The following is a 21378-nucleotide window of genomic DNA, read 5'->3' on the forward strand; positions in this document are numbered from 1 at the left end:
TTATTGATTCTCTTCTTGTTGCTCTTCAGGGGCAATTTCCGCAAAATTCCGCAATGCCACAGAGGCGCCCCGCCGGGGCGGCGTTGACTCGTCCTGCAAAAAACCGCAGATCAGATCATCCATCTGCAGCGCAATCGAACCGCTGGACAAAACAAGGCCGTTTGACTGCTGCAGCAGCCTGGCGTTGATGATCACCTGTCCGTTGCTGATGGTATACGTGCCCACCACAACCGCCTGGGCGTTCTGAACATAACTGAGTTCCGCCATATCCCGGGACAGCCCGTATTCGCCGTAACCCTCCAGAATCTGGATGGACGGCGTCATCCGAATATCGATCACCTCGATGCCGGACCGCTGCATCTCGCTTATCATCTGCTCCGCCATGACCCGCCCGAAGCCTGATGTCCGATAAAGATGATTCAAATTGACAAAGGTGGTGACCACTATCCGATACTCATCGCCGATCGGCTCTTCAGCACGGTCGAGCAGCTGCCGGGTCAGTTCCCGAACCTTCAGCTTCAGCTCAACAGCCTGTTCAGCGGGAAGAGGGCCAAGCTTCTTTTCCCTGGTAAAAAAATCCTGCACACCGGCAAAGAAATCTCCCATCACATCCTGCCTGTCCGGCACCCGCCCACTCCGATAGGAATACTCAACCGGCACGGACCGGGAATAATCAAATCCATTCACAGCAGGAGGGAACAAACGGCTTTCCGCACAAAGAGAATTGGTCTGAAGGCCGACCACAACCAAGAAAATTACCGGAATAAACCTCATCACGCCCTCCTTTCTCGTCTCACTTTTTGCACGCCATGGCTCCTTCATCACATTGCAAATCGCCGCTTGCGCCATATTCCCAGCCGGATGAGGCGGAAGCCGCACCGCCATTTCCACAGACAGGAGACGACTCGGACGGATAGATCACCGGAATACACCCGCCATCGGAAGCTCCCTGCGACCGTATACCGACACTTTCCGCCAGTTGCGAAGTAAGCTGCGCGTCACGCGCACAGCCTCCGAGAAAAACCAGGCACAAAACAATGACCATATTTTTTTTCATTTTCGCCTTCACGCTTTCTTCCGTCAAAAAAACGGCACTCTGCCAATTTATCAACATCTCATGGGCCGACATCTTCCTTTACAAGGAAAATATTACCTAGTTGTCGGCAACCTCTTCCCATATTGCCGCAGTTTCCGGGGAAAGACCGGAATCCATGCCCCGTTTTCCGGGATCAATCCGCCGGTTGCGGCAATTTCTCCACAGCCTCATCGGGGAATTAAGCATTTTCCGTGCCGTTATGTGTTCGCCGGCAGCCTGCGGTTGCCGGCACCAAAAAATGACCTCCCGCTAAAAAGAACGCCTCACTTCAGTTGATGACGAATTTTTTCCTGGTACCGGAATCCGCGAAAAACCGGCTCTCCATTTGCACGAATGGACCGGAAAAGTTAAAACTTCTTGCCAAAAAAGTGAAAGCGATTATATTTAACAGGTTTAAAGTTCAAATTATCAGCAACTATTCAGGGAGGCGCTGTAAAATTATGGCACGTATTACTGTTGAAGACTGTCTGAGCCGAATAGGCAATGAAAACCGCTTTATGTTGATTCATCTGGCGGTTTCCAGGGTCAAGCAGCACCGCAACGGCCAGCAGTATCTCGTCAAGGGCAAGAACAAGGAAGCCGTCATGTCCCTGCGGGAAATAGCCGCGGGCAAAGTGAATTTTGATAATATTGCCGATTTCAACAAAAAAACGGCAGCCGAAAAAAAGGTGATCATCGAGCCTTCCCTGGATGCAGACGCTTAATGCAACAACCGACCGCATAACAGATGGAAACAGATTATTACGATATTCTTGGTGTCGCCAGAACCGCATCAGCCGATGAGATCAAAAAAGCCTATCGAAAACAGGCGATGAAATATCATCCGGACAAGAATCCGGGGAACAAGGACGCGGAAGAAAAATTCAAAGCCGCGGCCGAGGCGTATGAGGTCCTGCGCGACCTGGACAAACGGAAAATTTACGACAGATACGGCAAGGAAGGACTTCGCAACAGCGGATACAGCGGCCCGGGCAATTTTGAAGATATTTTTTCAAGTTTCGGTGATATTTTCGGCGATCTGTTCGGTTTCAGCGGCGGCGGAGGCAGACGCCGCAGCCAAGGACCGATGCAGGGCAACGATCTCCGTTATGACCTGACCATTTCCTTTATGGATGCGGTTCACGGCATTGAAAAGGAAATCGACATCACCAAGCGCGAAACCTGCTGGACCTGTGAAGGAAGCGGCATCCGTCCCGGTTGCAAGAACAAGACCTGTCCCGCTTGCCATGGGTCTGGCCAGATCACCCGTTCCCAGGGATTCTTCAGCATCCGCACTCCTTGCCCGGAATGCCAGGGCCAGGGCGAAATCGTCACGGATCCCTGCAACGACTGTCACGGCAGCGGCCTGGTGCGCAAGAGTAAAAAAGTTTCCCTGAAAATACCCGCCGGGGTGGATACCGGGGCCCGCATGCGCCTGCGGGGCGAAGGAGAAGGCGGACGGAAAGGCGGCCCGAGCGGCGACCTGTATGTTGTGATCCATGTTGAACCGCATAATTTCTTCCAGCGGGACGGAGACCTCATCTACTGCGAACTGCCGCTCTCCATGACCCAGGCGGCCTTGGGGTGTTCTCTTGCCGTGCCGACCATACACGGGGAAAAAAATCTGTCAATTCCCAAAGGCACCCAGCCCGGACACACTTTCAGGATTGAAGGTGAAGGAGTTCCCAGTCTGCGCGGCCACGGCAAGGGGGACATGGTGGTGGAAATCAAAGTCATTATCCCCACCAAGTTGAGCAAACGTCAGGAAGAGTTGCTCAAGGAGTTTGCCGAACTTGAATCCGGCGAAGAGGAAAACCACAGCGAGGGCTTTTTCAAAAAACTCTTCTCCGGCAACCTGTAAACAATGAACGCATCCGTTGCGGAATTGATGAACGAAAAAAAACAATTCAGCCATTTCGACCAAACCGGAAATGCTCGCATGGTTGATGTCAGCCACAAAACGGACACGATTCGCCAGGCAACCGCCGAGGGAAAGGTCCGTATGTCGCCCGAGTGCTTTCAGCTTCTCCGCAGCGCGTCCATTGCCAAGGGAGATGTTCTCGGGGTGGCGAGGCTGGCGGGCATCATGGCCGCCAAAAAAGTCGACGACCTCATTCCGCTGACCCATCCGCTGCCGATTACCAAGGCTGATATTGATTTCAGCCTGGATGAAGAAAAAAGCACGATACGCATCACTGCCACTGTCGGCATAACCGGCAAAACAGGAGTCGAGATGGAAGCCCTGACCGCGGTTTCGATCGCCGCCTTGACCATTTACGACATGTGCAAGGCAGTGGACAAAGGGATGGTAATCGACGATATCAGACTGTTGTCAAAATCGGGTGGAAAAAGCGGGCTTTACGAGCGAAAGGAATAGTCCGCACGCAGCTCTTTTTTTCATCAGCACCATAGCTACCAAAGCAGCACCATTGATTGGAGATCAAAGCCATGACAGACGAACAACTGGCCTATTTCAAAAAGAAATTGCAGGAGATGAGCGAAGAGCTCTTGTCCGAAGCCAATAAGACTATTACGGAAATGACCGACAGCGGGGGAAATTTCCCCGATCCCACCGATCGTGCCACCGCCGAATCCGACCGGAATTTTGAGCTTCGCATCCGTGACCGCGAAAGGAAACTGCTGGCCAAGGTCAAAGAGGCAATGGAAAGGATCGAAAACAACGATTACGGCGTCTGCGAAGAATGCGGCGATGATATCGGGGTTGCCCGGCTTGAAGCCCGGCCGGTCACCACTCTCTGCATCCACTGCAAAACCAAACAGGAAGATTACGAAAAGGCAAAAGCCAGTTGATTGCCGCTTCCCGTCCAGTTTTCTAACTACGACTTGAGCCATGCCAGAACTACGAAAAGACCCTGTCCTTGGAAGGTGGATCATCATTGCCAAGGAAAGAGGCAAGAGGCCGACGGATTTTATCGTTGAACACAGTTTGACCAAGGGCGGTTTTTGCCCACTGTGCCCCGGCAACGAAAAAACAACCCCTCCCGAGGTTCTCAGCTACGGGGACAACAACCATCAGCCGAACACCCCGGGCTGGTCGCTGCGGGTCGTGCCGAACAAATATCCGGCCCTTATCATCGAAGGTCAGTTGGACAAGGAAGGCGAAGGGCTTTATGATAAAATGAACGGCATCGGCGCCCATGAGGTTATCATCGAGTCGCCGAATCATGATGAACCCTTTGCCGATCTGGGCCACAACCGCATGCTCGATGTTTTTCTGGCATTTCGCGACCGCATCATCGACCTCGGTCGTGATCCGCGCTTCAAGTACGTCATGGTCTTCAAGAATTACGGCAAGGCAGCGGGCGCCTCGCTGGAGCATTCCCATTCCCAGCTGGTCGCTCTGCCCATTGTGCCCCGCACAATTGAGTCCGAGCTGTCCGGCAGCCTTTCCTATTACCGCTACAAGGAACGCTGCGTTTTCTGCGACATCATCCGTCAGGAAATCAAAACCGAAGAACGGGTGGTGTGCCGGAACGACCATTTTCTCGCCATAACGCCCTATGCGCCCCGTTCTCCCTTTGAAATGTGGATCCTGCCGCGAAAACACGCCTCATCCTATATTGCCCAGGACCACGACTCCTTCCAGGCATTGGCGGCAATTTTCTCGGAAAGCATGAAACGGCTTAATGCCTGTATTCCCAATGTTCCGTATAATTTTGTCCTCCACTCATCCCCTTTACGCTCGGAGCCTCTGGACCATTATCACTGGCATTTTGAAATCATGCCCAAATTGACCCAGATGGCCGGTTTCGAATGGGGCTCAGGTTTTTACATCAACCCGACCCCTCCGGAGGACGCCGCCCGCTTCCTCAAGGAAGTAAAGGTGTAATGGAATTTTTACCATAGGTGGCCCATGAAAAAGATATTACTTGTCGACGATGAAGAAAGCATCCACCTTCTTTACCGGGAGGAACTGGAGGAAGAGGGATATGAGGTGCATTCAGCCCTGTCCGGTGAAGACGCCCTGGAAAAACTGCATATCATCACCCCGGATCTCGTCATTCTTGACATCAACATGCCCGGCATGAACGGCATTGACGTGCTGCGCAGAATGAAGGAAATAGACCAGAACCTGCCGGTCATCCTCAGTTCCGCCTACCAGGAGTTCAAGCAGGATCTGGCTTCCTGGGCCTCGGACGACTACATCGTCAAATCATCCAACCTGGATGAACTGAAGAATGCCGTGCGCAAGCATCTGTCCTGATCCGCCCATAGCCCAGCACATGAAGGATATCCAGAGCCTGCGGGATGATCGCCGGATCAACATTAAAAAGGTCGGGGTCAAGGATATTTCATATCCGATTACCGTCCTCGACCGGGCCAACAAGGTGCAGAAAACGGTAGCCAGGGTCAACATGTACGTCAACCTGCCGCATCAGTTCAAGGGCACGCACATGAGCCGTTTCATCGAAATTCTCAACCATTTTCACGGGGACATCAACTTGCGCGGTTTCCAGCTCATCCTTCAGGAAACAAAGGATAAGCTGCAGGCGGAAGCCGCGCACATGGAAATCGAATTCCCCTATTTTTTCAAAAAGAAATCGCCGGCCACGGGAAAAATGGAGCTGTCTGAGTATCTTTGCAAAATGCATGGCTCCCTTGAGGAAGATGACGATCTTTCCCTGGAAATCGCCGTGCCCATTGCGCCGCCGTTACCGGTGCAGACCGGTTCCGGTCTTCCCGAATCCCTCGGCCACTGGGGAACGGCAAATATATGTCTTCGTTTCAGGCATTTCATCTGGATGGAGGAATTGATTGAACTGGCGGAGGGAGTAACATCCCACGACCTGCAATGGTCGGCCTCCTCCCCCAAACCTCCTGATTATCCCCTTTCGGTTGAAAAAATAGCCAAGAATCTGGGAGAAAAACTGGCAAGCCATCCCTCTATCCGCTGGTTTTCCGTTACCGTTGAAAATCTTTCTCAAGGATTCAGCACATTTGCCACCATCGAGTGGCCAGACAACGACAATCCCTCTCCAACTTACTGCGTACATTAATCCATGAATCAACAATTTTTACTCGAAATCGGCACGGAAGAAATACCGGCAGGCTACATTAAACCGGCACTGAGTTTCATGAAAGAGACCATGGCGAAAAAACTCGCCGAATTCTCGCTTCCATTCGACGCCATCAAAACCGCGGCCACCCCGCGCCGTCTGACTCTTTGCGTCACCGGACTCAGCGACCGCCAGCCTGACCGGAGGGAAGAGGTGCTTGGCCCCCCCAAAAAAGCGGCCTTTGACGCCGACAACCAGCCCACCAAGGCGGCCATCGGCTTTGCCGCATCAAGGGGCGCCTCCATCGCGGATATCACGATCGTTGCCACCCCGAAAGGGGAATACCTGATGCTGGCCCAGGAACACAAAGGAGAGGAAACGGAGATTATCCTGTCCCGTTTCCTGCCCGACTTCATTCTCTCCATCCCCTTTCCCAAGTCCATGCGATGGGGGGCTTTCCGGGCAAGCTTCGCCCGCCCGGTCCAATGGCTTCTTGCCCTTTTCGGGGGCAAGGTGGTGAATTTCGCCATAAACGACCTCACTGCCGGCAATACCACGCGCGGCCACCGCTTTATGTCCTCGGGGCAGGTGGAAATTAAGGATTTTTCCCATTATCTTGAAACGCTGCGCAGCCTGCACGTCATAGCCGACCTTGACGAACGTCGGGAACTGATCAGGCAGGAGGCCGCCAGGGCGGCAGCCGCGGCAGGAGGCGAGATAATCGCCGATGAGGAACTGCTGGACACCATCACCAACCTGGTGGAATTCCCCATCGGTATCACCGGAAGCTTTGACGAAAAATTTCTGGAGCTCCCCCCCGAGGTGCTGATCACCTCCATGCGGGTCCACCAGAAATACTTCACCGTATCAGGTCCGGACGGCAAGCTGATGGCCAATTTCGTCGCCATCAACAACACCAGGATAGCCGACACTGATGCGGCGGCGGCAGGCCATCAAAGAGTGCTGCGCGCCCGTCTCGAGGACGCCCTCTTTTTTTATCGGGAAGACCGGCAGCGCAAACTCGAAGACCGTCTCACCGATCTGGCAGGGGTTGTCTTTCAGGCCCAGCTCGGTTCCATGTTGGAAAAGGTGGAAAGGCTCCAGTCCCTCAGCCTTTTCCTGTGCGACAGGATCGCGCCGGAGAAAAAAACAGCCGTGGCCCGCGCCGCCCGCCTTGCCAAGGCCGATCTCGTTACCGGCATGGTGGGAGAATTCCCCACCCTGCAGGGTGTGATGGGAAAATACTACGCCCAGCTTGAAGGCGAAGCAGAGGATGTGGCCGTCGCCATTGAGGAGCACTATCTGCCGGTGCGGGCGGACAGCGCCCTTCCCCGCACCATTGCCGGCTCCATTGTCTCCATGGCCGACAGACTCGATACCATTGCCGGTTGTTTCGGTATCGGCAAGACGCCCACCGGCACCACCGATCCTTATGGTTTGCGCCGTCATGCCCTGGCACTTCTTCATACAATCAACTCCCATGGATTTTCCCTGTCGCTCGCCGACTGCATTGACAAGGCGCTGGAACTTTACGGGGCCAAACTGACCGAAGACAAGGGACAGGCAGCCGGTGCGATAAACGACTTTATCCGGGGCCGCTACATGAATGACCTGATCGGCAGAGGAGTTGCCCAGGAAGCCGTTGACGCAGTGCTTTCCACCTCTTTTGACGATATCGTTGATTGCCGCAGACGCATCGATGCCCTGCTGGCCGTCAGTTCCCGGGAAACATTTACCCTGCTGGCCGGCGCCTTCAAGCGCGTCATCAACATTATCAAAGGACATGAAAACACAACAGTGCTTGGAGATCTGCTCCAGGAAGAACAGGAACAAAAACTCTACCAGGTCTTCCTGACGGTGGAGAGCCGGGTCAAACCATTACTGGCGGAGCGCCGCTATGAAGAGGCCCTGGACAAAATCCTTGAAATGAAAGAACCGGTTGATGCCTTTTTCGACAAGGTAATGGTTATGAGCGAGGATGAAAATCTGAAAAACAACCGACTGTCTCTGCTGGCCGCCATTGCCCGCCTCTTTCTGCAGGTCGGCGATTTTTCCAAAATGTATACCTTAACCGGCCGGGATTAGAAACTTTACCGGCCGCCATTGCCGTTGCGGTTCAGACGGCGGCGGAAAAGGCCCGCACCTCATTTAAGGCGAACTCATAAATGGAGGGCAACATATCAAATAAGTGTCCTTCAACCGCGGCAATCCTGCCGACCTCGTGCCAGTCGCCTCTCTCATAGGCCTTGGCAAGATTCAGAATGACCGTGTAGGACGTTTTTTTGCCGCCGATCAGCGTCTCGACGATGACCGGCGCCAGATTCAGCTCCTGCAGAACAAGCCCCATCGGCTGGTCAAGCAGAACGTCCAGCAGGGAAAACATGCCCACCGTATAACAGGCGAGACTGAAATCACGACCCTTTTTCAATCTCTCCCCCACCTGCTCGCAAAAACTGGCCCGCAGCAGCGCAAGCCGCAGCAGCTCCAGCGGTTTATCATCCGCCATATAGGACAGCATCATCAGGCTGAGCCATTTCCGCAGTTTCAGTTCCCCGACCAGCGCCACCGCGCTTTGCATGGATGTCACCTCGACCCGTCTTCGCATGGCCGCGGAATTGACATAACGGAGCAGCTTATAGGACAGGGAAACGTCGTGGGCGATAAACCCGGTGATCTTGGCGAAACTGTAATTCTCATTCTGGATGGCGCGGATAATTTTCAGATATTGCAGTTTGGACCCGGGAATGTCGCGCCCCTGGACAATTTTCGGCTTGCTGAAGAAATAGCCCTGAAAAAAAGTGAAATTGAGCTTCTGCAATTGCTCGAATTCTTCGATGGTTTCCACTTTTTCCGCCAGCAATTTGACATTGAACGGCGCTACTTTGTCAATATTACGGCACAGCACATCATAGGTCATGGAGCGGACATCGAACTTGATGATGTGGGCCATTTCAATGAGGGGGAGGAACTCCTCGTGAAAAAGAAAATCATCAAGGGCCAGGATATACCCGCGCTGCACAAGATTTCTGCAGGCCTGAACCACTTCCGGAGTTGCCTTGACCGTTTCCAGCACCTCGACCACGGTAATGCCGCTGGGGAAAAGGCCCGGATATTCTTTCACCAGCATATCGTCGGTAAAATTGATAAAGGCCTTTTTCCCTTCGGTTATTTTAGTGATGCCGATGAGTGAAAAGGTATTGGTGATAACCTTTGAGGTCGCGGTGTCGCCGTCTTGGGTTTCATCAAAAAAATTATCAAGCCCGGAGCGGAAGAGCAACTCATAACCGTACACCTTGCCGTTCTGACGAAAAATCGGCTGCCGGGCGACAAAAATCCTGCTCCCGCCGTCCGGCTGTTCATTTTCATTCATTTTCCCCATTCGCTCCCGACCTTTTCTCGTTTTCCTGATTATATGCTGTGACATGGCGGGCGTCAACAGTTGTTCAGCCGAACCGACACCTCCCTCTTTTTTCCGCCCCGACAACCGCGAAACGTCTTTCATTTCTTCCCGCTTGATCTTTACCGTTGATTTCAGTCATACTTATTGAAAGGCGAAACAAAACCCTCAACAAAAAGGTCATGACGATGATTGTTGGCGTGCCGAAAGAGATCAAGGACAAGGAGTTCCGGGTGGGCATCGTGCCGGCCGGGGTCAAGAGCCTGACCGCAGCCGGACATCGGGTTTTCATTGAAAAGGGGGCGGGAACCGGCAGCGACATCACCGATGACGACTATGAAAAGGCCGGGGCCGTGCTGCTTGATACCGCCGGAGAGATTTACCGCAAATCCGAACTCATCATCAAGGTCAAGGAACCACTGCCCGCGGAGTATGAATTTCTGCGGGAGAAAATGATTCTCTACACCTATCTTCATCTGGCACCACTGCCGGAATTGACCGATGTGCTGCTCGAAAAACGGGTAACCGCCATCGGCTATGAAACCGTCCGGCTTGACAACGGATGCCTGCCGCTGCTTGCGCCGATGAGTGAAGTTGCCGGCCGCATGGCAATCCAGGTGGGAGCGCATTTTCTGGAAAAGGAAGAAGGCGGCCGCGGCATCCTGCTGGGCGGCGTGCCGGGCGTTGAACATGGCCATGTCACCATCATCGGCGGCGGCACGGTGGGCAGCTATGCCGCCCGGGTGGCCACGGCCTTGGGCGCCACCGTCACCGTGCTTGATACCGACCTGCACCGTCTCGCCTACCTCGACGACATCTTCAGCGGTCGGATCAACACCCTGATGTCCAATATCCACAACCTGGAAGAAGAGTTGCGGATATGCGACCTGCTGGTTGGGGCGGTACTGATTCCGGGGGGCAGCGCGCCGAAGCTGGTCAGCCGGGAAATGCTTTCCCTGATGAACCCTGGTGCGGTCATCGTCGATGTGGCCATCGACCAGGGCGGCTGCGTGGCGACCTCCCGGCCCACCACCCATTCCGCGCCGATTTTCAAAGTGGACAATATCATCCATTACTGCGTTGCCAACATGCCGGGGGCAGTCCCCCGCACCTCGACCTTTGCCCTGACCAATGCAACCCTGCCCTTTGCCCTGGAAATTGCCGACAAGGGCCTTGCCGCGGCAGCGGCCGACAGTCCCGCCCTGCGGCGCGGCATCAACACCCATGACGGATGCATTTGCAACAAGGAAGTAGCCGAATCCCAAAGGCGGGAATGGAGGCCTTTCCCATGAATTCCATGTCACCCCTTTTTGCAGACTATCTGCCGGTCAGCAAACATTGCCTGCTGAAACTGCAGGGAGAGATAACCTTTGATCTCTATACCATTCCGCCCGGGGAAAAAAACATCAAGGAACCGGTGTTGCTCATGGGCAGGAACTCCATGCTCTCCAGGATTCAGGACACTATTGCCGACCGGGGCTTTGAGATCTTTTTCATCCGAAAAGAGGACCAGAAAAATTTTCATCATCTCATCGAAAACTTCATCGCCATGATGATTGAGGACCAAAACATCCCGCTTGAGCAGAAATCACAAATCATCTATCAATGTGCGGCAAATGTCCTCAAGGATATCTTCACCGATCCCAGAAGCGGCGACAATTTACGACGAGTCGAGGATATAACCAGCAATATCATACAGTTCACCCTGCACGACGACGCATCCGTCGCCTCCTTGCTGCAGCTCAGCTCCCACGACTATTACACCTTCACCCACTGTCTGCACGTAGCAGTTTTCAGTATCGGCTTATTGAAACAGATTTACCCCGGCATGCAAAACGGCCTGCGGGAATTTGCCCTGGGCTGCATGCTCCACGACATCGGCAAGAGCAAGATTGATGAAGCAATTCTCAACAAACCGGGGAAGTTGACCCCTGAAGAATTCACCGTTATCCGGAAACACCCAGAGTACGGCTGTGAACTGATGGGGGATAAAGTGTCGCCGACGACCCTTGATGTCATCCTTCATCACCATGAAAAACATTCCGGCACCGGCTATCCTGAAGGGCTGAAGGGGGATCAGATATCGGACCTGGCCAAGGTTGCCGCCATTGCCGACGTTTATGACGCGCTCACCACCAGAAGAGCCTATGCCGATGCCCGCGACCCTTTCAAGGCCATGCTGACCATGAAGGAGGAGATGGTCGGCCACTTTGAACAGGAAAAATTCATTTCGTTCATCCATCTGCTCAGCGGCGGTAAGAAAAAATGACTCATCCCCACAGCCGGACAAAATACAGGCTGAAAAAAGGAAAATAGGTGATAAGGCCCAGGGTTATCATCAGCAGGCCGAGAAAAGGCAGGGTGGCGACATAGAGCTCGGTCACCGGCTTTTCAAAACGATAACTGGCGAGAAAAAGATTGAGCCCCACCGGCGGGGTGCAGTAACCGATCTGCAGATTGGTCAGAAAAATAATGCCGAGATGAACAAGATCAACGCCGTATCCCTGGGCGATGGGGACAATAAGGGGCACCACCAGCACCAGGGCGGAAAAGATATCGAGCATGGCGCCGACAAGCAGCAGGAAGATGTTGAGCAACAGCAGAAAGGTGTATTTACTGGTGATGTACTGCTGAATGATTTCAAAAAGCCGCACCGGCACTTCCCGGTCGACCAGAAAATTGGTGGAGGCCATGGAGGCGGCAAGAATGACCAGAATGCCGCCGAACAGCATCATGCTCCGCACCATGATGGCCGGCAGCCGGGACAGGGGAATATCCCGATAAACAAAGAGTTCGACCACCACCACGTACAGGGCGGTCACCGCGGCCGCCTCGCCCGCCACAAAAAAACCTCCGTAAATACCGCCGAGCACCAGAAACGGCAGCGGCACTTCCCAGGCCGCAGCCCGCAGGCCGTCGTAGATATCTCTTCCTGTAGCCCCACGACTCTTTTCACGTGATTTGGGGCTTTTCTTCATGCTGTATGCCGCCAGCAGCAGCAGCATGACAAGCCCGGGAAGAATCCCGGCCAGAAAAAGCTGATCAACCCGGGTCTCGGCAATGACGCCATAGAGAATCAGCGGCAGGCTGGGCGGAAAGAGCAGCCCCAGGCTGCCGGAAGAGGTGATGAGTCCCAGTGAAAATTTCTCGTCGTAACGATCCGTGATCAGCGCGGGATAGAGCAGCCCGCCGAGGGCGAAAATCGTCACCCCTGATGCCCCGGTAAAGGCGGTGAAAGCAGCGCAAACCAGAAGCGACACCACCGCCAGGCCGCCCGGCATCCAGCCGAGCAGCAGCCGGGAAAGATGCAGCAGCCGTTGCGGGGCGCCGCTTTCGGAAAGCAGGGTGCCGGCAAAGATAAAGAGCGGCAGGGAAAGCAAAAGCGGCGTATCCGCCAGACGCGACATCTCGATCACCACCACGGAAATATCGATGCCCGCTCCGTAAAAGGAAAAAAGGGCCAGGGCGGAAATAACGATAAAAAGCGGCGCGCCCATCAGGGCAAGCAACAGGCTGAAATATCTTCCCAGGGCAAAAATCATCGCGTTCTGCTCTGCCTGCCGGGTATCTTGCCGCAAAGGGCCATGACATCCGTGGCGGCCTCAACAAGAAATCGCAGGCCGATCAAAGCAAAAGCCAGGGGAAAGACGAGGTTCCAGCACCAGGAAGGAATAGAAAGCAAGGAGGTGCCGCCGAAGTCCATCTCATTGTTGACAAAGATGACGGCAGCCCAGGTCAGGACAACGGCAACAACGGCGGAAAAAAGATGAATCAGGAGCCGCAGCCACGGGGTCAGTGGCGCCGGGATCAGATACGAAGCCACGTCCAGGGCAATGTGCTTCCCTTTGCCGGTTGCCGCGGCGGCGCCGAACAGGCCGCTCCACAGCACCATGTGGCGGAGCAGCGGGTCAATCCACAGCAGGCCGCCGGAAAAAACCCCGCGCAGGACGATCTGCAGACAGGCCAGGACAATCATGAGGGTCAGCAGCAGACAGAGAAAACCTTCTTCCAGTCGCTGAAAACCGGTTTGGAGCCTTGCGGCAAAGCCGCTAAGCATCTTCATCATCGGTTATCTCATCTCTTTTTTCTGTAATTCCAGCTTTTTGTTCTCATGCAGACGGACGTTTTGCCCCATCATTTTTTTTTGCAAACCCGCCACATCTCAAAATTCAGCACAACAGTCCTTGAACCGGCAACCGGCAACTTTCAATGCTGTTCCCTGCCTCGAAACTGCTCAAGCAAGTCCATGGTCTCATCATAAATTTTCGCGGAAAAGGCGGAGCCCTTGACCCGGACAACCGTCCTGTCCCGTATGTCCTGCAGTCGGGCCAGGGAATCGGGCGCGGCCGTGACCATGGTGACGCCGTTTTCGGCAAGAACCCCCCTGGCCTCCTCGTTGCTTTTCCTCGTTTCTTCCAGCAGAACGCCGAAATATTTATCCGCCGTTGTCTTGACTAAGTTCCCATACTCGGGCGGCAAACGGGAAAAGGCCTTGCGGTCAAGGAGAAAAACGCCGTAGGCATAGCCGAAGGGCATGTCGGTGATATACCTTGCCTTGGTGAACCACTGCAGGACAATGGAGCCGTAGAGTGAATTAAAAACGGTGGAAACCAGCCCGGTCTGCAGGGAGGTCAACACATCGGGAATGGAAAGCGGCGTCGGTGAAAGGCCCGCTGTTTCCAGAAAGGATGAACTCAAGGGATCATTATCCGGGGTCCAGCATTTGCTTTTCCGTAAATCGTCGACAGTCGCGATGGGCGCGGTGGACATGGTGTAGATAAAACCGACCTCGGTCATGGCAATAAATTCCATGCCGTTTTCGGCAAAGGAGGCGGCAAAAGATTCGCTCAACCCATTTTTGACATGATCCACCTCTTCGTAGGAACGAAAAAGAAAGGGAATCCCCATGACCCGGAAATCCGGGACAATGGCGCCGATGCCGGTCATGGTGAAGCCGCCGCCATGCAGCTGGCCCACCCGCATTTTGCGGTACATGGCCAGGTCATCGCCCATGACTCCGCCGGCATAGACCTTGAACCCGACTTGCCCGTTGCTCTTCTCCTCGACTTCCCCGGCAAATTCCCGGAAACGCTGGGTCCAGACGCTCCCTTCAGGAGCAAGGGAGCCGATTTTGAAGAGATATTTCGGCGCGGCGGTAACGGACGGCACGGAAAAAAGCAACGTCACGACAAGACAAAAAAGAAAACGCAGCACCTGGGCTGAAGGGGGCATAAAATCTCCTGATTAAAAATTCATACAACCAATCATTGATGAACTCGCAAAAAGTCTTTCTTCACCACAGAGCGCACAGAGAGCACAGAGAAAATATTTTAAATTACAAGCAGTTATCGCTGTGTGCTCCGCAGCCTCTGTGTTTGTTTTTTAGTTTTTACGGAACCATCAATCATTCTGAATCCTGACTTCTGGCTCCCAGCTTCCCAATCAGTCGCTAGAAATACAAATCCGCTTCCGCCAGCAGCTCGGAAGCCCTTTTTTTGGCGATGACATTGGCCAGGGCAAGATCGGGTCTGCTCTCCAGCGGAAAATCGAGCACCTCCCGCAGCAGCCGTTCATAAAGATCCCGGTCGAACATTGTCCTGGCATAGGTTTCGGCATAGGCCACCTGCACCGCCAGCAAGCTTCGTGCGCTGAGCGCCAGCGCCCTTTCAAAATGACGGAGACTGGCCTCGGGATCGCCGCCCAGCATCTTCGGCCGGGACCCGTAATACGCGGCAAGGAAAAGATGCGGGCCGCCGTGATAATATCCTTCATCAAGCGCCACCACCCGGAGCATGATCTGCTCCAGTTTCACCATGGCGGCGAGCGACGCCGGGTCGCCCTCCTGACGCTGCAGCCAGGTCGCCCAGCCGAAGCCCCCCCAGAACAGCGCAGGCACCTGCCCCTTGCGGCATGATGCCAGAGCCGTCTGCAAATCTCCCGGCGAACCGCTGTCAAGGGAGCCGCCGATACCGCACTCGTTTAAAAGAGACAATCCGTACTCTTTTGCCCGGCGGCTGACGGTCCGCGCCCTCTCCTTTCTGCCGCAGGCTTCCAGGGCGGCGGCGTAGGAACCGTAGGCCCGGGTGGCGGTCAGCACCAGTCCGCTGTTCGCCGGATCATCGGCCACCAGGCTGTCAACCATCAGCAGATAGGCAGGCGCGCCCTCGCAGACAAGATCGAGATCGGTCTGGCGCTGCAAATTTTCCACCGTCGGCTCAACCACGGAGCCCACGACCAGCGAGGCGCAACCGCACAAATGCAGCAAAACGACGAATTCGATGATGCGCTGTTTCATTTTTCCCATAATGCATCACTATATCGGGCCGACTCGAATTCTGTCAAGGGCGGTGAAAACCGGGGGGCAACGCAACAGACTGGTGGTGGATTTTCGCTTCGACAAATCAGATAGTTATCGCGCGGCACAGAACGATTTCCAGTTTTTGGCCGGTACCGCCGAAAATGGTTTTTATGGCTTTGACAGTGCAGTCGCCGACATGCTATAGTGGCGGCCACCTTGAACTTGTAAATTTGACGGTTGAACCAGAAAAAAGGAGACCCAATGAACACAGCGAAATCACAATCATTATTTACCCAAGCCCAGCGTTCCATCCCCGGGGGCGTCAACAGTCCGGTACGGGCCTGTAAATCGGTGGGCTGTGATCCCCGCTTTATTCAACGTGCCGCCGGCTCCCGCGTTTTCGACGCGGACGGCAATGAATATATCGACTTTGTCTGTTCCTGGGGCCCCATGATCCTCGGCCATAATTACCCTGCCATCATGGAGGCCATCCGCCGCACCATGGAAAACGGCACCAGCTTCGGCGCACCTTGTCCTCTTGAGGTCGAGCTTGCCGAACTGGTGGTCGACGCCCTGCCTTCAGTGGACATGGTCCGCTTTGTCAGCTCCGGCACCGAGGCCACCATGAGCGCGGTACGGCTGGCCCGCGGCTATACCGGCAAGAAGGTTATCATCAAATTCGACGGCTGCTACCACGGCCATGCCGACTCCTTTCTCGTCAAGGCGGGTTCCGGCGTCATCACCCTGGGTATTCCAGGCAGCCCGGGCGTGCCGGACGATATCGTCAAAAATACCATCTCCATCCCCTATAACGACGAGGAAACCCTGGAAAAAACCCTGCGGGATGCATCGCTTGACATCGCTTGCGTCATTGTCGAGCCGGTGGCAGGCAACATGGGCGTGGTGCCCCCTGCGCCGGGATTTCTCCAGAAACTGCGCAGCCTCACCAGCGAGCTCGGCATTGTCCTCATTTTTGACGAGGTCATCACCGGTTTCCGCGTCAGCTACGGCGGCGCCCAGCAGAAATTCGGCATCACACCCGACCTCACCTGCCTCGGCAAAATCATCGGCGGCGGCCTGCCGGTCGGAGCCTATGGCGGCAAAAGAGAAATCATGTCCCAGATTTCTCCGGTCGGCCCAGTTTACCAGGCAGGAACACTTTCCGGCAACCCCTTGGCCATGGCTGCCGGTGCCGCCACCCTGAAGGCCCTGAAAGAGCCCGGCTTTTATGAAAAACTCGACAAAAAGGCCGCTGATTTCGCCGGGCAGCTCAAAAATCTTGCCGATAAATACCTGGATGAGGCAACATTGAACGTTCAAGGATCGGTCATGACCCTCTTTTTCGGCGCAGGCCCGATTACGGACTTCACCTCGGCCATGAAAGCCGATGCAAACAAATACGGTCAATTTTACCGGCTCATGCTGGACCAGGGAATCTACCTCGCTCCCTCCCAATTTGAGGCCATGTTTCTCTCCGCCGCCCACACTGACGCGGATCTGGCACGCACCCTCGAACTGACTGAATGGTCATTCAAAAAAATGCAAAAATAGGTTGAAATTCGTTGACTTTGGTGCTAAACAGTGCTAATTCCAATTTCCGAGAAGACGATATGGGCACCCGAAAAGAGTTAATGAAAATGATGTCCGTATTCGGCACCGTCGGCATCCACATGTCAGCCAGCGTTTTCATCGGGCTCGGGATCGGATATTACCTGGATAACAAGGTTTTTGATGGCCGCACTTCCCCTTGGCTGACCATGATTTTTTTGGCATTTGGTATAGTTGCCGGATTCAAGAATCTCTACCAGATGTCACGAAGGAAGGATTTGTAATGAAAGCAGCAGGAACGGAAGAACACATTGAATTCCCCATCCACCGGGTTGAAATTTTCAACTGGGTCATTGCTGGATTTCTTACGCTTGCAGCATGGATCTTCTTTCCTTTTTTAATCGCTCAGAGTGTCTTTCTCGGCGGACTGCTGGCCAACATCAGTTATCTTTTCCTGAAAAAGGATCTGAAAAACTTTCTTCAGGGCAAGCTGATCCTAAGCGGCAAGGTCCAAATGGCCAAAACACAGTTTTACATCAAGTATTATGTGAGGCTCATCGTTCTTGCCCTCATTCTATATGTCTTGGTCCGCAAAGATATAGCGCATCCTTTAGGTTTATTAATAGGCTTGTCCACCGTTGTCTTCAGCATAGGTATCACGGTGACCAGCGTGATTAAAAAGTTTTATTTCACAGCCAAAGAGGCATAGGAGAAAATCATGGAACATCCGATACTGTTTATATCAGTGATTCTGGAATGGCTGGGAATGCCGGTTCCCCACGGCCCGGTCGGCGATACCCTGCTTGCCAAACTTGTTTCGCCCCATATGACCTACACCTGGTTGGTAATGACCATCCTGATCGTTATGCCGAAAATCACCATGGGCAAGCTTGATCTGGTGCCGGACGGCAAACAGAATTTCTGGGAAGTCTGTGTCGGCGGACTTGAGGATTTCATGACAGAACACATGGGCGCTCAAAGAGCCGCCATGATGTTTCCGATGATCGCCACCTTTGCCTTCTACATTCTGGTAGCCAACCTGATGGGGCTTATTCCGGGTTTCATGTCTCCGACATCCAACCTGAACATCACCCTGGGCATGACCCTCATCGTCTGGGTTACCCATCATTTTCTCGGCCTTAAATACCACGGCGTCAAATACATCAAACACTTCATGGGCCCCATGTGGTGGCTGGTACCCCTGATGCTGCCCATTGAGATCATCAGTAACCTTGCCCGTATCCTCTCTCTCTCCATTCGACTTTTCGGTAACATCATGGCGAAAGAGACCTTGCTTGCCATTCTGTTCATGCTGGTAGGTGCTTTCTTCGGCCCCCTGCCGATTCTCTGCCTCGGTGTTCTCGTATCCGTTGTCCAGACCATGGTTTTCACCCTGCTTTCCGTGCTGTACTGTGCAGGCGCCATGGAAGAAGCACACCATTAATTTTTTAACACAATTTTTTCAGATAGAAAAAGAAGGCCAAAATTAATTAACGTTTTTAAGGAGGAACAAAGGAATGAAAAAGGTAATCGGTGTATTAGTGGCAGTGGCCAGCGTTTTCGGTGTAACCGGTCTGGCCCTGGCAGCTGAGGGAGCCTCAGTATTCGACAAATACATGCAGCTCGGCAGCAACAACCTGTCGCTTGTATGTCTTGCCGCCGCTCTTGCAGTTGGCGTTGCTGCTTCCGGTTGTGGAGCCGGTATGGGTCATGCCGCTGGTGGCGCATGTACAGGTGTTGCAAGAAACCCCGAAGTTTCCGGTAAAATTACCGTTACCATGATTCTTGGTCTGGCTCTGATCGAGTCTCTGACCATTTACGGTCTGGTTATCGCTCTGATCCTGCTTTACGCAAATCCGCTGCTCGGTTAATCGCAGTCCGGTAATTTGTTGCAAAAGGCCGCAGGCAACTGCGGCCTTTTTTTATTGTCTTTATTGATATGACGACAATCATCATCGAACCGAGCCGCCGGAAAGGAGAGCCGTCTCTTGCCGGGCCGGTTCTTTTCTGGGTCAACCCCGGTGACACACCATTCATTATCAGCGCCGCAAATGATCGCAATGGTCTGCGCCATTTCCTCTTCCACGGCAATCTCCTTGAAATTCCCGGACCACATACGCCCAGCTACTGGGCCGGTCCCGCACTCGGCGCCCCTGCCGCTGTTCTCGCCCTGGAAAAACTCATCGCCCTTGGCGCCAAAAACATCGTGGTTTACGGCTGGTGTGGTTCGTTGACCAGCACATTGCGGGCCGAACAGATCTTTTTGCCGACCTGGGCCAAAAGCGAAGAAGGAACCTCGGCCCATTACCCCGGCCCTTCCCCTTCGGGATCGGATGATAAACTCCGGAATCAACTGGCCGATTTCCTGACAACATCAGGCTATTCGGTGCAGCAGGGCCCGATCTGGACCACGGATGCCCCCTACCGCGAAACAAAAGATAAGGTTGACAATTTTGCCGGACAAGGCATCATGGCGGTGGATATGGAATTTTCCGCCCTTTGCCGGGTCGCATCTTTTCGCCGGGTCAATCTTGCCGCGGTGATGCTTGTTTCAGACGAACTGTGGCACGATAAATGGCTTGCCGCCTTCCAGCAAAAATCGTTTAAAAAATTAAGCCGTCGAATCTTTCTCGACCTTGCCGGTCGGCTGGAAAAAAATTTCAACGATTAAACTGCAACCGGACTCTCCGCCCATGAACAAAAAATTATGCCTCGTCAGCCTCGGCTGTCCGAAAAATCTTGTCGATTCAGAGGTCATGCTCGGCCTGCTGGAGCAGGACGGCTACGCTGTTTGTCCTGATCCCAAAGATGCCGACCTGCTGGTCGTCAACACCTGCGGCTTCATTCAGTCCGCGGTTGAGGAGGCAATCGACGAAATTCTGCATCTCAGCCGGATCAAGGAAAGCAACCCGCAAGCACGACTTGTCGTCACCGGCTGCCTGGTCCAGCGTTATGGCGAAGAGCTGCGGGAAGAACTGCCGGAAGTGGATCTCTTCATCGGTGTGGACGGCTTTCAAAACATCGGCGCAATTCTGCGTGATGCAACCATTGGGAAAAGGGGAATCCACCTTGCGCCCCCCCTTTTCATCATGGATTCATCCCTGCCCCGGCGAATTTCCACCCCGGCCCATCGGGCATACCTGAAAATTTCGGAAGGCTGCTCCAACCGCTGCTCCTACTGCCTTATTCCCTCCATTCGCGGCCCTCTCCGCAGCCGCCCCCTGGATGATCTGGTGATCGAGGCAAAAAAACTCGGAGACGAAGGTGTGCGCGAACTGACCCTGGTGGGCCAGGATGTCACCGCTTACGGCATTGATCTTGCGGGCAAGCAGGCCAATCTTCCGGGCTTGCTGACGGCCCTCCTGCAAAACAGCACCATTGACTGGTTCCGGCTTCTTTATCTGTACCCGAACAGGATCACGGATGAACTGCTCGCTCTCATGGCAGGTGAAACAAGAGTCCTGAATTATCTCGATATCCCATTGCAGCATGTCAGTTCACACATACTCAAAAAAATGAACAGGCCTTTCAACCGGGCACAGATTGATTCTTTGCTTGAACGTATCTACAAAAAAGTACCGACCGCGGCCATTCGCACAACCTTCATAGTCGGCTTTCCCGGTGAAAAGGAAAGCGACGTGGATGAAATCGCCGATTTTCTTAAAACCTATCGGCTCAACAATGTCGGCATCTTCCCTTATTCAAACGAAGAAGGGTGCGCGGCCGAACATTTTCCCGATCAGTGTTCCGAGGATGAAAAACAGGAGCGATACGACTATTTGATGGAGCTGCAGAGCGAGATTTCTTTGAGCAAAAACCGTGAATATGTAGGCAGAACCCTGCCGGTGCTGGTGGAAGGGATAAGTCGTGAATCGGAGTTGCTGCTTGAAGGTCGAACGGAATTCCAGGCGCCGGAAATAGACGGCTGCGTCTATATTACCGATGGCCGGTGCCGACAGGGTGATATAGTCAATGTCACAATCACCGAGGCCCATCCCTATGACCTGGTCGGCACGATTGCGGAGTAAGTCCCATGAAGGAC

At 53.9% G+C, this 21378-nt stretch carries 26 protein-coding genes; 19 read left to right on the forward strand and 7 right to left on the reverse strand.

Annotated elements, in window-relative coordinates:
* Both BM485_03380 and BM485_03385 read right to left on the reverse strand, forming a co-directional pair.
* Positions 1 to 774 carry a hypothetical protein gene (locus BM485_03380; protein ID OKY76303.1) on the reverse strand — a complete coding sequence of 258 codons (774 nt, stop codon included), beginning with the start codon at positions 772 to 774 and terminating at the stop codon, positions 1 to 3.
* Between the two features lie 19 nt (positions 775 to 793).
* Positions 794 to 1045 (reverse strand): hypothetical protein, encoded by a 252-nt coding sequence (locus BM485_03385; protein ID OKY76304.1) that lies wholly within the window; start codon positions 1043 to 1045, stop codon positions 794 to 796.
* Between the two features lie 112 nt (positions 1046 to 1157).
* Between BM485_03385 and BM485_03390 the strand changes: the two genes are divergently transcribed.
* The 9 genes from BM485_03390 to BM485_03430 all read left to right on the forward strand — a co-directional run bounded on the left by BM485_03390 (position 1158) and on the right by BM485_03430 (position 8178).
* Complete coding sequence (locus BM485_03390) at positions 1158 to 1349, forward strand: hypothetical protein (protein ID OKY76305.1); 192 nt, start codon at positions 1158 to 1160, stop codon at positions 1347 to 1349.
* A gap of 187 nt (positions 1350 to 1536) precedes the next feature.
* Positions 1537 to 1800: a DNA-directed RNA polymerase subunit omega gene (locus tag BM485_03395; GenBank protein ID OKY76603.1), complete on the forward strand. Its 264-nt coding sequence runs from the start codon at positions 1537 to 1539 to the stop codon at positions 1798 to 1800.
* 23 nt (positions 1801 to 1823) lie between these two features.
* Positions 1824 to 2936, forward strand: coding sequence for a molecular chaperone DnaJ (locus BM485_03400; GenBank protein ID OKY76306.1), 1113 nt, complete (start codon positions 1824 to 1826; stop codon positions 2934 to 2936).
* 27 nt (positions 2937 to 2963) lie between these two features.
* Positions 2964 to 3452 (forward strand): molybdenum cofactor biosynthesis protein C, encoded by a 489-nt coding sequence (locus BM485_03405; protein ID OKY76604.1) that lies wholly within the window; start codon positions 2964 to 2966, stop codon positions 3450 to 3452.
* Between the two features lie 71 nt (positions 3453 to 3523).
* On the forward strand, positions 3524 to 3886 hold the full coding sequence (locus tag BM485_03410) for an RNA polymerase-binding protein DksA (GenBank protein OKY76605.1): 363 nt from the start codon (positions 3524 to 3526) through the stop codon (positions 3884 to 3886).
* Between the two features lie 40 nt (positions 3887 to 3926).
* The gene (locus BM485_03415) at positions 3927 to 4925 is read left to right on the forward strand and encodes a galactose-1-phosphate uridylyltransferase (GenBank protein OKY76307.1); all 999 of its coding nucleotides are present in this window, start codon (positions 3927 to 3929) and stop codon (positions 4923 to 4925) included.
* Positions 4926 to 4949: 24 nt separating this feature from the next.
* The gene (locus BM485_03420; protein ID OKY76308.1) at positions 4950 to 5300 is read left to right on the forward strand and encodes a two-component system response regulator; all 351 of its coding nucleotides are present in this window, start codon (positions 4950 to 4952) and stop codon (positions 5298 to 5300) included.
* A 19-nt stretch (positions 5301 to 5319) separates the two neighbouring features.
* Positions 5320 to 6093, forward strand: a complete 774-nt coding sequence (locus tag BM485_03425) for a hypothetical protein (protein OKY76606.1) — start codon at positions 5320 to 5322, stop codon at positions 6091 to 6093.
* A gap of 3 nt (positions 6094 to 6096) precedes the next feature.
* Positions 6097 to 8178, forward strand: a complete 2082-nt coding sequence (locus BM485_03430) for a glycine--tRNA ligase subunit beta (protein OKY76309.1) — start codon at positions 6097 to 6099, stop codon at positions 8176 to 8178.
* Between the two features lie 31 nt (positions 8179 to 8209).
* Here BM485_03430 and BM485_03435 read toward each other — a convergent pair whose 3' ends face one another.
* Positions 8210 to 9463 carry a hypothetical protein gene (locus tag BM485_03435; protein ID OKY76607.1) on the reverse strand — a complete coding sequence of 418 codons (1254 nt, stop codon included), beginning with the start codon at positions 9461 to 9463 and terminating at the stop codon, positions 8210 to 8212.
* A gap of 215 nt (positions 9464 to 9678) precedes the next feature.
* Here BM485_03435 and BM485_03440 point away from each other — a divergent pair, with 215 nt between their 5' ends.
* Positions 9679 to 10782, forward strand: a complete 1104-nt coding sequence (locus tag BM485_03440; GenBank protein ID OKY76608.1) for an alanine dehydrogenase — start codon at positions 9679 to 9681, stop codon at positions 10780 to 10782.
* On the forward strand, positions 10764 to 11759 hold the full coding sequence (locus BM485_03445; GenBank protein OKY76310.1) for a hypothetical protein: 996 nt from the start codon (positions 10764 to 10766) through the stop codon (positions 11757 to 11759). The genes BM485_03440 and BM485_03445 overlap by 19 nt, the downstream gene beginning before the upstream one ends.
* A 1-nt stretch (position 11760) precedes the next feature.
* On the opposite strand, the gene BM485_03450 is transcribed toward BM485_03445, so the two are convergent.
* The 4 genes from BM485_03450 to BM485_03465 form a co-directional block, all read right to left on the reverse strand.
* Positions 11761 to 13032, reverse strand: a complete 1272-nt coding sequence (locus tag BM485_03450; GenBank protein OKY76311.1) for a C4-dicarboxylate ABC transporter — start codon at positions 13030 to 13032, stop codon at positions 11761 to 11763.
* Positions 13029 to 13556 (reverse strand): hypothetical protein, encoded by a 528-nt coding sequence (locus BM485_03455; GenBank protein OKY76312.1) that lies wholly within the window; start codon positions 13554 to 13556, stop codon positions 13029 to 13031. The genes BM485_03450 and BM485_03455 overlap by 4 nt, the downstream gene beginning before the upstream one ends.
* Positions 13557 to 13696: 140 nt before the next feature.
* Positions 13697 to 14722: a TRAP dicarboxylate transporter subunit DctP gene (locus BM485_03460; protein OKY76313.1), complete on the reverse strand. Its 1026-nt coding sequence runs from the start codon at positions 14720 to 14722 to the stop codon at positions 13697 to 13699.
* A gap of 217 nt (positions 14723 to 14939) precedes the next feature.
* The gene (locus BM485_03465) at positions 14940 to 15794 is read right to left on the reverse strand and encodes a hypothetical protein (GenBank protein OKY76314.1); all 855 of its coding nucleotides are present in this window, start codon (positions 15792 to 15794) and stop codon (positions 14940 to 14942) included.
* 1 nt (position 15795) lies between these two features.
* Between BM485_03465 and BM485_03470 the strand changes: the two genes are divergently transcribed.
* The 8 genes from BM485_03470 to BM485_03505 all read left to right on the forward strand — a co-directional run bounded on the left by BM485_03470 (position 15796) and on the right by BM485_03505 (position 21364).
* Positions 15796 to 15993, forward strand: coding sequence for a hypothetical protein (locus BM485_03470; GenBank protein OKY76315.1), 198 nt, complete (start codon positions 15796 to 15798; stop codon positions 15991 to 15993).
* Positions 15994 to 16049: 56 nt separating this feature from the next.
* Positions 16050 to 17339 (forward strand): glutamate-1-semialdehyde-2,1-aminomutase, encoded by a 1290-nt coding sequence (locus BM485_03475; GenBank protein ID OKY76316.1) that lies wholly within the window; start codon positions 16050 to 16052, stop codon positions 17337 to 17339.
* 59 nt (positions 17340 to 17398) lie between these two features.
* A complete protein-coding gene (locus BM485_03480; GenBank protein ID OKY76317.1) occupies positions 17399 to 17620 on the forward strand; it encodes a F0F1-ATPase subunit in 222 nt (73 codons plus the stop codon).
* The gene (locus tag BM485_03485; GenBank protein OKY76318.1) at positions 17620 to 18045 is read left to right on the forward strand and encodes a hypothetical protein; all 426 of its coding nucleotides are present in this window, start codon (positions 17620 to 17622) and stop codon (positions 18043 to 18045) included. Before BM485_03480 ends, BM485_03485 begins: the two co-directional genes overlap by 1 nt.
* Before the next feature lie 9 nt (positions 18046 to 18054).
* Positions 18055 to 18780 carry an ATP synthase F0 subunit A gene (locus BM485_03490; GenBank protein OKY76319.1) on the forward strand — a complete coding sequence of 242 codons (726 nt, stop codon included), beginning with the start codon at positions 18055 to 18057 and terminating at the stop codon, positions 18778 to 18780.
* Between the two features lie 73 nt (positions 18781 to 18853).
* Positions 18854 to 19207, forward strand: a complete 354-nt coding sequence (locus tag BM485_03495; protein OKY76320.1) for an ATP synthase F0 subunit C — start codon at positions 18854 to 18856, stop codon at positions 19205 to 19207.
* A gap of 68 nt (positions 19208 to 19275) precedes the next feature.
* Positions 19276 to 20007 (forward strand): hypothetical protein, encoded by a 732-nt coding sequence (locus BM485_03500; protein OKY76321.1) that lies wholly within the window; start codon positions 19276 to 19278, stop codon positions 20005 to 20007.
* A 22-nt stretch (positions 20008 to 20029) separates the two neighbouring features.
* Positions 20030 to 21364 (forward strand): ribosomal protein S12 methylthiotransferase RimO, encoded by a 1335-nt coding sequence (locus tag BM485_03505; protein ID OKY76322.1) that lies wholly within the window; start codon positions 20030 to 20032, stop codon positions 21362 to 21364.
* Positions 21365 to 21378: the final 14 nt, after the last annotated feature.

The organism is Desulfobulbaceae bacterium DB1, assembly GCA_001914235.1.
Lineage (GTDB): Bacteria > Desulfobacterota > Desulfobulbia > Desulfobulbales > SURF-16 > DB1.

What these genes read in the sequence shown, in the direction of transcription:
- BM485_03380 (OKY76303.1), bottom strand. Translation starts at nt 774, where the DNA reads ATGAGGTTTATTCCGGTAATTTTCTTGGTTGTGGTCGGCCTTCAGACC.
- BM485_03385 (OKY76304.1), bottom strand. Translation starts at nt 1,045, where the DNA reads ATGGTCATTGTTTTGTGCCTGGTTTTTCTCGGAGGCTGTGCGCGTGAC.
- BM485_03395 (OKY76603.1), top strand. Translation starts at nt 1,537, where the DNA reads ATGGCACGTATTACTGTTGAAGACTGTCTGAGCCGAATAGGCAATGAA.
- BM485_03400 (OKY76306.1), top strand. Translation starts at nt 1,824, where the DNA reads ATGGAAACAGATTATTACGATATTCTTGGTGTCGCCAGAACCGCATCA.
- BM485_03405 (OKY76604.1), top strand. Translation starts at nt 2,964, where the DNA reads ATGAACGAAAAAAAACAATTCAGCCATTTCGACCAAACCGGAAATGCT.
- BM485_03410 (OKY76605.1), top strand. Translation starts at nt 3,524, where the DNA reads ATGACAGACGAACAACTGGCCTATTTCAAAAAGAAATTGCAGGAGATG.
- BM485_03415 (OKY76307.1), top strand. Translation starts at nt 3,927, where the DNA reads ATGCCAGAACTACGAAAAGACCCTGTCCTTGGAAGGTGGATCATCATT.
- BM485_03420 (OKY76308.1), top strand. Translation starts at nt 4,950, where the DNA reads ATGAAAAAGATATTACTTGTCGACGATGAAGAAAGCATCCACCTTCTT.
- BM485_03425 (OKY76606.1), top strand. Translation starts at nt 5,320, where the DNA reads ATGAAGGATATCCAGAGCCTGCGGGATGATCGCCGGATCAACATTAAA.
- BM485_03430 (OKY76309.1), top strand. Translation starts at nt 6,097, where the DNA reads ATGAATCAACAATTTTTACTCGAAATCGGCACGGAAGAAATACCGGCA.
- BM485_03435 (OKY76607.1), bottom strand. Translation starts at nt 9,463, where the DNA reads ATGAATGAAAATGAACAGCCGGACGGCGGGAGCAGGATTTTTGTCGCC.
- BM485_03440 (OKY76608.1), top strand. Translation starts at nt 9,679, where the DNA reads ATGATTGTTGGCGTGCCGAAAGAGATCAAGGACAAGGAGTTCCGGGTG.
- BM485_03445 (OKY76310.1), top strand. Translation starts at nt 10,764, where the DNA reads ATGGAGGCCTTTCCCATGAATTCCATGTCACCCCTTTTTGCAGACTAT.
- BM485_03450 (OKY76311.1), bottom strand. Translation starts at nt 13,032, where the DNA reads ATGATTTTTGCCCTGGGAAGATATTTCAGCCTGTTGCTTGCCCTGATG.
- BM485_03455 (OKY76312.1), bottom strand. Translation starts at nt 13,556, where the DNA reads ATGATGAAGATGCTTAGCGGCTTTGCCGCAAGGCTCCAAACCGGTTTT.
- BM485_03460 (OKY76313.1), bottom strand. Translation starts at nt 14,722, where the DNA reads ATGCCCCCTTCAGCCCAGGTGCTGCGTTTTCTTTTTTGTCTTGTCGTG.
- BM485_03465 (OKY76314.1), bottom strand. Translation starts at nt 15,794, where the DNA reads ATGGGAAAAATGAAACAGCGCATCATCGAATTCGTCGTTTTGCTGCAT.
- BM485_03470 (OKY76315.1), top strand. Translation starts at nt 15,796, where the DNA reads ATGCATCACTATATCGGGCCGACTCGAATTCTGTCAAGGGCGGTGAAA.
- BM485_03475 (OKY76316.1), top strand. Translation starts at nt 16,050, where the DNA reads ATGAACACAGCGAAATCACAATCATTATTTACCCAAGCCCAGCGTTCC.
- BM485_03480 (OKY76317.1), top strand. Translation starts at nt 17,399, where the DNA reads ATGGGCACCCGAAAAGAGTTAATGAAAATGATGTCCGTATTCGGCACC.
- BM485_03485 (OKY76318.1), top strand. Translation starts at nt 17,620, where the DNA reads ATGAAAGCAGCAGGAACGGAAGAACACATTGAATTCCCCATCCACCGG.
- BM485_03490 (OKY76319.1), top strand. Translation starts at nt 18,055, where the DNA reads ATGGAACATCCGATACTGTTTATATCAGTGATTCTGGAATGGCTGGGA.
- BM485_03495 (OKY76320.1), top strand. Translation starts at nt 18,854, where the DNA reads ATGAAAAAGGTAATCGGTGTATTAGTGGCAGTGGCCAGCGTTTTCGGT.
- BM485_03500 (OKY76321.1), top strand. Translation starts at nt 19,276, where the DNA reads ATGACGACAATCATCATCGAACCGAGCCGCCGGAAAGGAGAGCCGTCT.
- BM485_03505 (OKY76322.1), top strand. Translation starts at nt 20,030, where the DNA reads ATGAACAAAAAATTATGCCTCGTCAGCCTCGGCTGTCCGAAAAATCTT.